General features: G+C 68.1%; 11 protein-coding genes. 5 read left to right on the forward strand and 6 right to left on the reverse strand.

Annotated elements, in window-relative coordinates:
* The first annotated feature begins 29 nt into the window (after positions 1-29).
* Positions 30-1,874 (forward strand): ATP-binding protein, encoded by a 1,845-nt coding sequence (locus GNX71_RS22450; RefSeq protein ID WP_206174463.1) that lies wholly within the window; start codon positions 30-32, stop codon positions 1,872-1,874.
* A 7-nt stretch (positions 1,875-1,881) separates the two neighbouring features.
* Here the strand turns inward: GNX71_RS22450 and GNX71_RS22455 are convergent, their stop codons facing one another.
* A complete protein-coding gene (locus tag GNX71_RS22455) occupies positions 1,882-4,236 on the reverse strand; it encodes a cytochrome P450/oxidoreductase (protein ID WP_206174464.1) in 2,355 nt (784 codons plus the stop codon).
* Between the two features lie 19 nt (positions 4,237-4,255).
* A complete protein-coding gene (locus GNX71_RS22460; RefSeq protein WP_206174465.1) occupies positions 4,256-5,227 on the reverse strand; it encodes a tripartite tricarboxylate transporter substrate binding protein in 972 nt (323 codons plus the stop codon).
* 130 nt (positions 5,228-5,357) lie between these two features.
* Here GNX71_RS22460 and GNX71_RS22465 point away from each other — a divergent pair, with 130 nt between their 5' ends.
* Entirely contained in the window at positions 5,358-6,200 is an 843-nt protein-coding gene (locus GNX71_RS22465) for an IclR family transcriptional regulator (protein ID WP_206174466.1), read from the forward strand.
* Between the two features lie 22 nt (positions 6,201-6,222).
* Here GNX71_RS22465 and GNX71_RS22470 read toward each other — a convergent pair whose 3' ends face one another.
* Entirely contained in the window at positions 6,223-7,050 is an 828-nt protein-coding gene (locus GNX71_RS22470; protein ID WP_206174467.1) for an undecaprenyl-diphosphate phosphatase, read from the reverse strand.
* 162 nt (positions 7,051-7,212) lie between these two features.
* On the opposite strand from GNX71_RS22470, the gene GNX71_RS22475 reads away from it, so the two are divergent.
* Entirely contained in the window at positions 7,213-8,085 is an 873-nt protein-coding gene (locus GNX71_RS22475; protein ID WP_206174468.1) for a hypothetical protein, read from the forward strand.
* Here the strand turns inward: GNX71_RS22475 and GNX71_RS22480 are convergent.
* The 3 genes from GNX71_RS22480 to GNX71_RS22490 are packed head-to-tail and all read right to left on the reverse strand — an operon-like array spanning position 8,077 to position 11,055.
* Positions 8,077-8,733 (reverse strand): aspartate/glutamate racemase family protein, encoded by a 657-nt coding sequence (locus tag GNX71_RS22480; protein ID WP_206174469.1) that lies wholly within the window; start codon positions 8,731-8,733, stop codon positions 8,077-8,079. The two genes, GNX71_RS22475 and GNX71_RS22480, sit on opposite strands and share 9 nt — an antisense overlap.
* A 17-nt stretch (positions 8,734-8,750) precedes the next feature.
* A complete protein-coding gene (locus GNX71_RS22485; RefSeq protein ID WP_206174470.1) occupies positions 8,751-9,662 on the reverse strand; it encodes a transporter substrate-binding domain-containing protein in 912 nt (303 codons plus the stop codon).
* 58 nt (positions 9,663-9,720) lie between these two features.
* The gene (locus GNX71_RS22490; RefSeq protein ID WP_206174471.1) at positions 9,721-11,055 is read right to left on the reverse strand and encodes an aspartate aminotransferase family protein; all 1,335 of its coding nucleotides are present in this window, start codon (positions 11,053-11,055) and stop codon (positions 9,721-9,723) included.
* Positions 11,056-11,191: 136 nt separating this feature from the next.
* On the opposite strand from GNX71_RS22490, the gene GNX71_RS22495 reads away from it, so the two are divergent.
* Together GNX71_RS22495 and GNX71_RS22500 are read left to right on the forward strand one after the other, a co-directional pair.
* Positions 11,192-12,055 carry a MurR/RpiR family transcriptional regulator gene (locus GNX71_RS22495; RefSeq protein ID WP_206174472.1) on the forward strand — a complete coding sequence of 288 codons (864 nt, stop codon included), beginning with the start codon at positions 11,192-11,194 and terminating at the stop codon, positions 12,053-12,055.
* 83 nt (positions 12,056-12,138) lie between these two features.
* The gene (locus tag GNX71_RS22500) at positions 12,139-12,504 is read left to right on the forward strand and encodes an SPW repeat protein (protein WP_206174473.1); all 366 of its coding nucleotides are present in this window, start codon (positions 12,139-12,141) and stop codon (positions 12,502-12,504) included.
* Positions 12,505-12,530: the final 26 nt, after the last annotated feature.

The following is a 12,530-nucleotide window of genomic DNA, read 5'->3' on the forward strand; positions in this document are numbered from 1 at the left end:
GGCCGCAAAAGGCGCGGCTTGCCTCGGCCTTGGGCGCTCTTTTTCTTTTCGCCGTCTCCTTCCTGCTTGCTGCCAGCGCGTCGATGGCGCAGGCGCAGCAGCCCGCGCCGCCCGTGCTTCACGTCGAAGCGGTGCGCGGCACCGGCTGGAATCAAACCGCCCCGCCCACCGACGGCTGGACGCCCGTCACCCTGCCCGACAGCTGGGCCGAACGCTGGCCCGGTTTCGATGGTGTGGTCTGGTACCGGCTCACCTGGAAGCAGCCCGCGCAGACCGCCGAAGCCGGCCTGCTCCTGCACTACCTCAACATGGCCGGCGAGGTGTCGCTCAACGGCACGACGATCTCGCGCGACGAGCACCTGGTCGAGCCGCTGACCCGCGCCTGGAACGTGCCGCGCTACTGGCTGCTGGCGCCGCCGCTTCTGAGGCCCGGCGCCGACAACACGCTGCTGGTGCGCGTCTCGGGCCTGTTCGCCTACCAGGCAGGCCTGGGTCCCGTGAGCCTCGGGCCGCCCGACACCCTGCAGGCGGACTACGAGCAGGAACGGCTCGTGCGCCGCGACCTGCAGGTGCTGGGCCTCGCGGTGAGCGCGGCGGTCTCCGCCTTCTTCGCGGCGCTGTGGCTGCTGCGCCGACGCGAGACGGCCTACGGCTGGTTCGCTGTGATGTCGGTGCTGTGGCTGCTGTTCGGCTACAACCAGATCGCGACCAGCCCGTGGCCCTTTGCCAGCAACCACAGCTGGCAGGCGCTGAACACCTCGCTGTTCCTCGCCTTCAGCGTGTCCTACATCGTCTTCGCGCTGCGCTTCTGTGCATGGCGCATGCCGCGCCTGGAAGCCGTGGCGCTGCTGGTGGCACTGGCCGGCGTGTTCGACCTGTGGCTCACGAGCGGCCAGAGCCTGCCGGTGCACCGTGCCGCCTGGACGCTGGTGGGCGGCCTCACCATCATTGCGGTGAACAGCGCGTCGATCGTGCACGCCCTGCGCCACCGCGCGAGCCCCATGCGTTCGCTCGCGCCCTTCATGGCCGTCTCGGCGGCAACGGCCGCGCACGACCTGCTGGTGTTCACGCAGGTGATCGACAGCAACATCTACTACACGACCATGTCGTCCTACGTGCTGCTGCTGGGCATGGCGCTGACGCAGGCGGGGCGCTTCGTGAGCAACTTGAAGCGCATCGAGAACTTCAACACCGAGCTGATCGAGGAAGTGAACGCCGCCAAGGCCGAGCTGGCCGCCACGCTCGCGCAGCAGCATGCGCTGGAGCTCGCGCATGCGCGCATCGGCGAGCGGGTGAACCTCGCGAGCGACCTGCACGACGGCCTCGGCGGCATGCTGGTCGGCAGCATCGCGACGCTGGAGCGCACGCCCGAGAACCTCTCGGCCCCCGAACTTCTCGCGATGCTCAAGAGCCTGCGCGACGACCTGCGGCTGATCATCGAAGCCACCGGCCGCCACGACGGCGCACGCGCGTTCGGCGAACTTCTCGCGCCGCTGCGGCACCGCACCTCGCAGTTGCTCGATGCGAACGGCATCGACTGCCGCTGGCAGGTGTCGAACCTCGAGACGCTGGAACTGCCGCCCTCGCAAAGCCTGGACCTGCTGCGCTTCCTGCAGGAGGCGCTGACCAATGTGCTCAAGCACAGCGCGAGCCGGCGCGTGGATGTGGCGGTGATGCGCGACGGCGCCGAGCTGAAGCTCAGCGTGCGCGACGACGGTTGCGGCTTCGCGGTGGACGCGGCCGACAAGGCAGCCGGTTCCGGCTTGCGCAGCCTGCGCGCCCGGGCGCGCCGCCTGGGTGCCGAGCTTCAGTTGCAGTCACGGCCGGGCGAGACGCAACTGGCGCTGCGGATGCCGCTGGCGCCCGCCGCCTGAACAGCGCCTAGAGCTCGAGCACCAGCCGGCCTTCGCAGGCCCGCGAGCAGCAGGCCATCATCTTGGTGTTGGCATCGCGCTCCGAGCGGGTCAGCACCACGTCGCGGTGATCGACCTTGCCGCCGAGCACGCGCACTTCGCACGATCCGCACAGGCCCTCTTCGCAGTCGCTCTGCACGTCGACATTGGCGGCGCGCAGGGCCGACAGCAGGGTCTGGTCCGGCGGCACCGTGACGACGATGCCCGAGTCCTTCAGTTCCACGTCGAAGGCATGCTCCTTCGAGGGATCGAGCGTGGCGAGCGTCGACTCGAAATGCTCGACGCGCAAGGCGCCTTCGGGCCAGGCCGCGCAGCAGTGTTCGAGTGCTTCGAGCATGCGCAGCGGTCCGCAGGCGTAGACCTGCACGCCGGGCTCGGGCTGGCCGAGCAAAGCTTCCATGTCGTTGCGCCGGCCTTCGTCCGCGGCGTAGATGCGCAGGCGCTCGCCGTGCAGCGCGGCCAGTTCGTCGAGCAGGGCCATCGACGCGCGGCTGCGGCCGCTGTAGTGCAGTTCGTAGTCCATGCCCAGCGCCTTCGCGCGGCGCGCCATCGCGCTCACCGGGGTGATGCCGATGCCGCCCGCGATAAAGATCGCCTTCTTCAGCGATTCGTCCAGCCTGAAGTGATTGCGCGGGCCGCGAATGCGCAGCCGGTCGCCGGCCTTCGCGTTCGCATGCACCCACGCCGAGCCGCCGCGCCCGGCGGGCTCGTGCAGCACGGCGATCTCGAACACGCCGGCCTCGTCGGGGTCGCCACACAGCGAATACTGGCGCGACAGGTCGGGCGTGCCGCATTCCACATCGATGTGCGAGCCCGCGGTCCAGCGCGGCAGCGGCTTGCCGTCGGGCGAAACCAGCCGGAGCTTCACGATGCCGTCGGCCACCGCGGTCACGCGCTCCACCACCACGGGCCGTGCGATCGCGTGCCGCGAAGGCTCGCCGATGCGCACCGGCATCGGCACCGGCACGTCGCGCACACCGCGGTTCGCCCGCTCCGGATTGATGGCCGGGTCCCACTCGACCCACAGGTGCTCCGGGCCGCGGAACGAGGTGTTCGGCACATAGCTGAAGCGCTGCTGCGACAGGCGCATGTGCGGCAGCCGCCGCGTGAATTCGTCCAGGAAGACCTGCATCTCCATGCGCGCCAGGTTCTTGCCCATGCACTGGTGCGAGCCGTAGCCGAAGGTCAGGTGGTCGCTCGCGTTGTCGCGGCGGATGTCGAAAAGGTCGGCATCGGCGAAATGCGCTTCGTCGTGGTTGGCCGACGAGGTGACGATCAGCAGCCGCGAGCCCGCGGGCAGATCGACGCCATCGAGCTGCGTGTCTTTCGTGACGAGGCGCCGCCATGCGGCCACCGAGCCGTTGTGGCGCAGGCACTCTTCCACCGCATTGGGAATGAGCCCCGGGTCTTCGCAGAGTTCGCGCCACGCCTCCGGATGCTGCAGCAGCAGCTTCATCGCATTGGCGGTCGCGTTGGCCGTGGTCTCGTGCGCGGCCACGATGCCGGCCATCATCATCGAGTGCAGGTACGAGTCAGTCACCACCTCGGGGTGCAGCGCCTGCTTGCGGATGCCGTACTGCATCCAGCCGGGGGCGTCGGGGTTCTGGCGCATCTTCTCGAGCACCTTGCCGGCGTACTGCCAGAAGTTGCCGACCGCGTGCGCCACGGCCACCTGCTCCTCGGGCTTGGGGCGGCCCCAGGTGTTGACGGTGTGCGCAATGGAGTATTTGCGCAGCGTGTCCATGTCTTCCTCGGGCACGCCCAGGAAATGCAGCGCCACCGTGAGCGGGATCTCCCACAGCATCTGATCGACGAGGTCGGCCTTGCCCTCGTCGATGAAGCGGTCGACGTAGGTGCGGGCGAGCTCGCGCACCAGCGGCTCGTGGTGCCGGAGCGCCTCGGGCGTGAACGGGTCCATCAGCACGCGGCGGCGCGGCATGTGGGCCGGCTCGTCCTCGTTCACGAGCGTGCGGTTCAGCGCGAAGCCGTAGGAGGCCAGCACCGCGTTGGCCTCCTCGCCGGTCGGGGTGATCTTCTCGAGTGCATTCGAGGGGCTGAAGGTGATGTTGTCGCGGAACACCGCCTTGATGTCGTCGTAGCGCGTGATCACCCAGTAGCCCAGCTTCGGGCTGTAGAAGATCGGCTCCTTCTCGCGCGCCCAGCGCACGTACTCGGGCGGGTCCTGCTGGTAGCCGTCCTCGAAGGGATCGAAATCGGCGGCGCGCAGGCTCACCGGGCAGCCGGTGGGCGTGCGCTGCGCGGACAGCGGCCCGTGTGCGACGGGACAGCCGGAAGCACGAGGGGAAATGGCGGCGTCGGGCATGGGCGGGGCTCCGGGTTCGTCAGTCGAGCGTGATCTTCAGGTCGCGGATCAGCTTGTGCCAGCGCACCGTCTCGCTCTTGAGCAGCTCGGCGTACTGCGCGGGCGTGTTGGCCACGGGCTCCACGCCGAAATCGATCATGCGCGTGCGCACCGAAGGCTCGTTGATGGCCGCCACGATCTGGCGGTTGAGCGTGTTCACCACCTCCGGCGGCGTGGCCGAGGGCACCACCACGCCGACCAGCGCGGCGGCTTCCACGTTCCTGTAGCCGAGTTCGGCGAAGGTGGGCACGTCGGGCAACTGCGGCAGGCGCGTCGGGTTGGCCACCGCCAGTGCGCGGACCTTGCCGCCCTTGATGAATCCGGCCCCGGCCGCGAGGTCGACCATCATGGCCGGCAGCTGTCCGCCCACCACGTCGGCCAGCGCCGGCGCGGCGCCGCGGTATGGCACGTGGACCATGAAGAGGCCCGCCTCCACCTTGAGCAGTTCCATCGCGAGATGGTGCGGGCTGCCCGCGCCGGCCGAGGCGTAGTTGATGCCGCCGGGCCGGGCCTTCGCCTTGGCGATGAAGTCCTTGGCCGTGGTGAAGTCCGAGTTGGCGCCCACCACCAGGATCATCGGGAACTTGCCCATCAGCGTGACGGGCGCGAGGTCCTTCGTCGGGCTGTAGGTGAGTGACTTGTAGAGCGCCGGATTGAACACCAGCGTGCCGTTGTCGGCCGACAGCAGCGTGTAGCCGTCGGCCGGCGCGCGCGCCGTCTCGGCGGCGGCCAGCGCGGTGTTGCCGCCGGGCTTGTTGTCCACCAGCACCGGCTGCGCGACCTGGGTGGAGAGCGTCTGCGCCACCGTGCGCGCGAGGAAGTCGGAGCCACCGCCGGCGGCATAGGGAACGATCCAGCGGATCGGCTTGGCGGGAAAAGTCTGTGCGCCGGCCGCCGCCGCGAGGGCGGCGAGCGACAGGGCGGCGATGCAACGGACGAAGTGCTTCTTCATGGGGTGTCTCCGGGTCTTTGATTTCGTATTGCGTAAGTATCATACGCATTGCGTAATTCAAATTTCCGGGATAACCCTCACCCCTCGCCGGCCTGGCGCGACCGGTCCGAGCACCTAACATGAGCCCGACATGACCCTCTCCACGGAACCCTCGCCCACCGCCCTTCCCCCCGCTGCAGCCCGCGAAAGACGCCAGCGCGTCCAGTCCGCGGAAACCGGCATGGCGGTGCTCAAGGGGCTGGCGCACCTGGGCGGACGCAGCAGCCTGACGGCGCTGTCGACCCACGTCGCCGAGAGCCCGGCCAAGGTGCACCGCTACCTCGCCAGCCTCATGGAAGAAGGCCTGGTGCTGCAGGACGCCGCATCGCAGCACTACTACCTGGGCACCGAAGCCATCCAGATCGGGCTGGCCGCCATGCGGCAGGCCGACCCGATCCGCGCGGCCGAGCCCTGCCTGATCCGCCTGCGCGAATCGCTGGAGGTGACCTGCTTCGTCGCGGTCATGGGGAACAAGGGGCCGACCATCGTGCGCTTCGAGGAGCCGGGCCTGCCGGTCACGGTGAACGTGCGCGCGGGCTCGGTGATGTCGATGCTCTGGTCGGCCACCGGCCGCGCGTTCCTCGGCCTGCTGGACGAATCGCGGGTGCTGGCGCTGGCCGAGCAGGAACTGGCGGAGGCGCCCGAGGACATGCGCGCCACGCTCGACGCGGCGGACCCCATCGGCCAGCTGCGCCGCGATGTGCAGAAGGCGCACTGCGCCAGCGTGAAGGACACCTACCTGCGCGGCATCAGCGCGGTGGCGGCGCCGGTGTACGACTACGCGGGCCGCGTGTGCGCCGTGCTGACGGCGCTGGGTGCGACGGGCGGTTTCGATCCGGCCATCGACGGGCCGATCGCCACCGCCGTGCGGGAGGAAGCCCGGGCCGCCAGTGCCATCCTCGGATACAGCGAAAAGGGCGGCCGCGGCGCCTGAGCGCCGCGAAGGATTGGCAGGATCAGTCCGCCCAGACCACCGTGCCGGTCCACGCCGTCACCAGCACCACGATGCCGAAGGCGATGCGGTACCAGGCGAACGGAATGAAGTTGTGGGTGCTGATGAACTTCAGCAGCCAGCGCACGCACAGCCATGCGCTGATGAACGAGAACACCAGGCCCACGGCGAACAGCGGGATGTCGGCCGCCGAGAGCAGCGCGCGCTCCTTGTAGACGCTGTACGCGCCCGCACCGATCAGGGTCGGGATCGCGAGGAAGAAAGAGAAATCGGTCGCCGCCTGGCGCGACAGGCCCAGCAGCATGCCGCCGATGATGGTCGAGCCGCTGCGGCTCGTGCCGGGGATCATCGCGAAGCACTGCACGAGGCCCACCTTGAGCGCATCCCACGCCGTGAGGTCGTCCACGTGCTCGACGCGCACGGAGCCCGGCGGCCGCTTCTCGGCCCACAGGATGATGAAGCCGCCGATGATGAAGGTGCTGGCCACCACGGTCGGGATGAAGAGGTGCGCCTTGATCACCTTGCCGAACAGCAGGCCCAACACCACCGCGGGCAGGAAGCCGATGAGGATGTTGAGCGCAAGACGCTGCGCCTTGGGTTGCCGCGGCAGTGCCACGACGGTGGACTTGATCTTCTGCCAGTAGACCAGGATCACCGCGAAGATCGCGCCGGTCTGGATGGCGATCTCGAACACCTTGCCCCGGTTGTCGCCGAAGCCGCCAAGCAGCGACCCCGCAAGAATCAGATGTCCCGTCGACGAGATCGGCAGGAACTCGGTCAGCCCCTCGACGATGCCCATGATCGCGGCCTTGACCAGCAAAACAATATCCACGCGTGCTCCTTCAACAAAGAGCACCAATTATGGCGAGGGCATCGGTCAGCTCTGGTTCAGGTAGCGAACGAGTACCGAATACCTAATTTCGGGGATGTTCACCTGCTCGACACCGGCACATATTGGAACGTCGATCCATTCATGTGTCCCAGGAGCCTTGCCATGCGAACGTTGACCCCCACGGACGAGCGCGAATCGACCTTCGAGGACCACGGCCGGGACCGGCGCAAACACCCTTTGGCCATCGAGCAGGAGCAGTGCGAATCGATGCGCCGCGTGACCGGCGCGACCGGCGCCTCGACCCACGAACTCAGGCTGCTGATGCAGCGGCTGGTCGACATCGACCGCTCCGGCAAGAGCGCGGGCATCGTCGCGCAGGGCAACATCGCCGCCGACCGGATGGAGGCCGAGGTGCAGCTGCTCGACCTGGGCGACGGCTGCATCGCCGGGCAGCAGGCCGAGGCCTGCCAGCGCATCGATCTCGGCCTGCTCGAGCCGCTGAACCCGGCGCACGACAAGAAGTGGTACGCGCGCTGGAAGTTCTGGAGCTTTATCCTCGGCGCGGCCGGCCCGGTGGCCTCGCTCACGCTGCAGGGCCTGGCGCTGCGCCCGAGCGAGCCCGAAGACGCGCATGCCGACCTCGTGGCCAAGGCGCGCAAGGTGCTGGAGAGCTGGCGCCGCACCTCCGACCCGCTCTTCTGGTCGGCCGTCGAAGACTATGTGCGGCAGCAAGCCTTCTCGCTCGAAACGCAGGCCTACCTCATGCATTGCATCGCGGCCGTGTTCAGCGGCGACACGATGAAGCTGTCGAACGCACAGAGCGAAGAGCTCACCGGACTTCTCACCCGCACCTATTGCGATGCGCTCGGCACCGCGGCCACGATGCCTTCGTCGGACATCTACCGGCGCCTGGCCGAAGGCCTGGAAGCGACCGACCGCGAAACGGGCCTCTGCCGCATGCTGGGCCGCAGCGATGCGGCGCAGATCGCGATGACCACGCTGGTCAGCGCCATCGGCCACGGCGGCTCACACTGAGCGCGGCTGCCCGGTCCGCTGGCGCAAGGCGCGCACGGCGCTGTCGACCGTCGTGAGCACCGGCAGGCCGCTGGCCTCTTCGCAGGCGGCACGGGCGCGCGCCATGCTGAACTGCGCGAGCGCGATGCGGGTGCAGCCGCGATCGCGCAGCACCGCGGCCTGTGAGGCAATCAATGCGTCGTGCCGCTGCGTGTCGCCGACGTTCAGCGCATCGAGCGCGCCGTCGGCCAGCGCCAGTTCCAGCGCGGCGCCGACGGGAAATTCGGGCGGCATCGAAGCCAGCGTGGGCGCGAACGTTGCAATCAACCCCAGCCGCCCTTCCACCTGCATCGCCTCGGCGATCATGGCCTCGTTGGGCTTGAGCACCGGAATGCCCGCATGCCGCCGCGCCACCGCCTCGATGCACGGCCCGAAGGCCGAGCAGGTGAAGAGGATGCCTTCGGCACCGGTGTCGACCGCGTACTGCGCGAGGCGCTGAAACCGCTCGTGCATCGCCGCGTCCAGCCCGCGCCCGCTCCGCGCGAGGTCGGCCGAGAGGCTGTCGTCGAGCAGGTTCATGCGCACCGCCTCGGGCCAGTCGCGCGCAAAGGCTTCGTTGATGGGCGCGACCGAATGCGAAAGCGCGTGGATGAGGGCGATGCGTGTCATGAAGTCAGGCGATCAGCTCAGATGCCCTTGGACGACGGATTGGCGAAGGCCTCTTTCGTCTCGGCATTGAGCGGGTAGTTGATGTTGATGCCCTTCGGCGGAATCGGCGACATGAACCACTTGGCATAGAGCTTCTCCATCTCGCCCGACTTCATCATGCCCGACACCACGCGGTCCACCAGCGCCTTGAAGGCCGCATCGTCCTTGCGGAACATGAGCGACTGGTTCTCGGTGCGCAGACTCTCGCCAGTGATGACAAAGTCCTTCGGGTTGCGCGCGTTCGCGATCTGCCCGGCCAGCAGGATGTCATCGAGCACGAAGGCCTGCGCGCGGCCGCTCTCCACCAGCAGGAAGGAGTCGCTGTGGTCCTTGCCCGCGAGGTTGGTCACCTCGAGGCTGCGGCCGCGGTCGGCCTCGCGCAGCAGGCGGAATGAGGTGGTGCCGCTGGTGGTGGCGACCGTCTTGCCCTGCAGGTCGGCAATGCTTCGGATGCCCGAATCGGCCTTCACCAGCATGCGCACGTTGTAGCGAAAGATATCGGGCGAGAAGGCCACCTGCTTCTGACGCTCGACCAGGTTGGTGGTGGAGCCGCACTCGATGTCCACCGTGCCGTTCTGCACCAGCGGAATGCGGTTGGCCGACGTCACGGCCTGGTACTTGATCTCGACGGCCGGCAGCTTCAGCTCGGTCTTCACCGCCTCGACGATGCGGTTGCAGATCTCGATGCTGTAGCCCACCGGCTTGAGGTTGCCGTCGAGGTACGAGAAGCCGAACGACGACTCGCGGTAGCCGAAGGTGATGGCGCCGCTCGCCTTGATCTTGGCGAGCGTGTCGCTCTCCTGCGCTTGCGCGGCAGCGAACGGCAACAGGGTGCAGGCCACCGCGAGGGCGGCAGCACCGAAGGAAATCGGCAGACGTGGCTTGGGCATGGAGGCGCTCCTCGGGACGGCGGGTTGAAGAAAACGGTGAAGGGAAACGGGGTCGCTGTCAGCGCGCGGCAGCGCGCGTCACCGCATCGATGGAAGCCGCGAGACGGGCGGCAATTTCCTGCAGGTCTTGCCGTGTGGCGATGAAAGGCGGTGCGAGCAGCACGTGGTCGCCCTGGCGGCCATCGACGGTGCCGCCGAAGGGATAGCACAGCAGGCCGCGCGACATCGCGTCCTTTTTGATGAGCGCGTTGACCTTGAGCGACGGATCGAACGGTGCCTTGCTCGCGCGGTCGGCGACCAGCTCGATGCCCCAGAAGAAGCCGCGGCCGCGGATGTCGCCCACGTGCGCGTGGTTGCCCAGCGCCTCGGCCAGCATCGCGCCGAAGGCCACGCCGTCTTCGCGCACCTTCGCGACGAGGCCGTCGCGGCGGATCACCTGCTGCACCGCGAGCGCAGCCGCGCACGCCATCGGATGCCCGAGGTAGGTGTGGCCGTGCTGGAAGAAGCCGCTGCCCTTCGACATGGCCTCGACGATCTTGTGCTGCGCGAGCACGGCCCCAATCGGCTGGTAGCCGCCGCCCAGGCCCTTGGCGATGGTGATCAGGTCGGGCGCAATGCCCTCCTGCTCGCACGCATGCAGCGAGCCGGTGCGGCCCATGCCGCACATCACCTCGTCGAGGATCAACAGCACGCCGTACTTGTCGCACACGGCACGCACCGCCTTGAAGTAGCCCGGCACGGGCGTGAGCACACCGGCCGTGGCGCCGCCCACCGTCTCGGCGACAAAGGCGATCACGCGGTCGGCACCCTGCGCCACGATGGCCGCTTCGAGCTCGGCCGCGAGGCGCAAGCCGTACTGCTCGGCGCTCTCGTCGGCTCGCTGTTCGCGGTAGGGATAGCACGGCGACACATGCGTGGCCGGCACGAGGATCGGCGCGAACGGTTCGCGGCGCCAGGCGTTGCCGCCCACCGCGAGCGCGCCCAGCGTGTTGCCGTGATAGCTCTGGCGGCGTGCAATGAAGTGCGTGCGCTGCGGCTGCCCGATCTCCACGAAGTACTGCCGCGCCATCTTGAGCGCCGACTCCACCGCCTCGGAACCGCCGCTCACCAGGTACACGTGGCTCATGCCTTCGGGCGCGGAGGCGATCAACTCGTCGGCCAGCTGCTCGGCCACTTCGCTCGTGAAGAAGCTGGTGTGTGCATAGGCGAGCTTGTCGAGCTGTGCGTGCATGGCGGCCAGCACCTCGGGGTGCGCATGGCCCAGCGACGAAACGGCTGCACCGCCCGATGCATCGAGGTATTCGCGGCCTTCGGCATCGCGGATGAACATGCCGTGCGAACCGGCGGCAACGGGCGGGGTCTGGCGAAGGTGACGGTGGAAGACGTGCGTCATGGCGGCGAATCTTGGAACAGAGATTGGAACTAACGTTTCGGTCGAATTATTGTTTGGAACATTTGTTCCGTCAACTGTTTCATCGTTCCATGTCCGGTACATTCGTTCCAACAGCAGCCAGAAGAGAGACACCGCCATGGGCGCCAGAGACCAGATCCGCCAGCGCTTCAACGAACTGAGCCCCGCCCTGCAGCAGGTGGCGCGCTATGTGCTCGACCACCCCAACGAAGTGATCACCGCCTCGATGCGCAACGTCGGCACGCGCGCGCAGAGCACGCCCGCCACGCTGGTGCGTTTCGCGCAGCACCTCGGCTACGCGGGCTGGCCGCAGCTCAAGGAGGCCTTCGCGGGCGACATGGGCCTGGGCAGCGAGACCTATGGCGGACGCGCCAAGCAACTCGTCGGCCGCTCACAGGACCGCGGCCTCACCGGCGAGATGTTCGAAGTCCAGCGCCGCAACCTCGAAGCCACGCATCAGCAGAGCGAGCAGGCGCTGCAGAAGGCCTGCACGCTGATCGAGAAGGCGCCGGCCGTGCATGCCGCAGGCTTTCGCGCTTGTTTTCCGATCGCGTTCTCGTTCGTCTATGTGTACCGCCTCTTCCGCGCCAGCGTGCACCTGGTCGATGGCCAGGGCGGCTCGCTCGAGATGCAGCAGCGCGCCTTCGCCAAGGGCGATGCGCTGGTGGTGGCGAGCTTCGCTCCCTACTCGCGCGAGGCGCTGCAGGTGGCCGAAGCGGCCAAGGCGGCCGGCTGCCGCATCGTCGCGATCACCGACAGCGTGACCTCGCCGCTCTCGCTCCTGGCCGACGAGACGCTGCTCTTCACGATCAACAGCCCGTCCTTCTTTCCCTCGGTCGCGGCCGGCGTGGCGGTGACCGAGGCGCTGGTCGAACTGCTCGCGAGCCGCGCGGGCAAACCGGGCATCAAGCGCATCGACCAGGCGGAGGCGCAGCTGTTCGAATCGGGTGCGTACCTTTTGCCTCCCGTCGCACGCGGGTAGAGGTCGTCCGGCGACGGAACCCTGCACGAACGCGGGTGTCCAACTTCTGTCGCGGCGCCTTGTCGCGACAGGAGGTAATGACCATGAAGCAAGTGAAGCATTGGCAAGACCCCGTCAACGCCGTCGCCGGCGCCTGGCTGATCGTCTCGCCTTGGGTTCTGGGCTTTCAGGGCATCTCGCCCGCCATGTGGACCATGGTGGCAACCGGCATCGTGCTGGGCGCCGTGGCACTGGGCGCGACCTTCGTGCCGAAGCAGTGGGAAGAGTGGACCGAGGTCGCCCTGGCGGTGTGGCTTGCCGCATCGCCGTGGCTGGTCGGTTTCGCCGCGATGGAAACGGCGATGGTCAACGCGGTGCTCGTGGCCGCGCTGATCCTGGTGCTCGCCCTCTGGGTGCTGGTGACCGACAAGGACTACCTTGGCGGGATGATGAACCGTCCGGCGCACTGAACGAGCGCGCCGTGAAACGAGGCCTG

This window comes from Variovorax sp. RKNM96 (assembly GCF_017161115.1).
In the GTDB taxonomy this organism is placed as follows: Bacteria; Pseudomonadota; Gammaproteobacteria; order Burkholderiales; family Burkholderiaceae_C; genus Variovorax.

What these genes read in the sequence shown, in the direction of transcription:
- GNX71_RS22455 (WP_206174464.1), bottom strand. Translation starts at nt 4,236, where the DNA reads ATGCCCGACGCCGCCATTTCCCCTCGTGCTTCCGGCTGTCCCGTCGCA.
- GNX71_RS22460 (WP_206174465.1), bottom strand. Translation starts at nt 5,227, where the DNA reads ATGAAGAAGCACTTCGTCCGTTGCATCGCCGCCCTGTCGCTCGCCGCC.
- GNX71_RS22465 (WP_206174466.1), top strand. Translation starts at nt 5,358, where the DNA reads ATGACCCTCTCCACGGAACCCTCGCCCACCGCCCTTCCCCCCGCTGCA.
- GNX71_RS22475 (WP_206174468.1), top strand. Translation starts at nt 7,213, where the DNA reads ATGCGAACGTTGACCCCCACGGACGAGCGCGAATCGACCTTCGAGGAC.
- GNX71_RS22480 (WP_206174469.1), bottom strand. Translation starts at nt 8,733, where the DNA reads ATGACACGCATCGCCCTCATCCACGCGCTTTCGCATTCGGTCGCGCCC.
- GNX71_RS22485 (WP_206174470.1), bottom strand. Translation starts at nt 9,662, where the DNA reads ATGCCCAAGCCACGTCTGCCGATTTCCTTCGGTGCTGCCGCCCTCGCG.
- GNX71_RS22490 (WP_206174471.1), bottom strand. Translation starts at nt 11,055, where the DNA reads ATGACGCACGTCTTCCACCGTCACCTTCGCCAGACCCCGCCCGTTGCC.
- GNX71_RS22495 (WP_206174472.1), top strand. Translation starts at nt 11,192, where the DNA reads ATGGGCGCCAGAGACCAGATCCGCCAGCGCTTCAACGAACTGAGCCCC.
- GNX71_RS22500 (WP_206174473.1), top strand. Translation starts at nt 12,139, where the DNA reads ATGAAGCAAGTGAAGCATTGGCAAGACCCCGTCAACGCCGTCGCCGGC.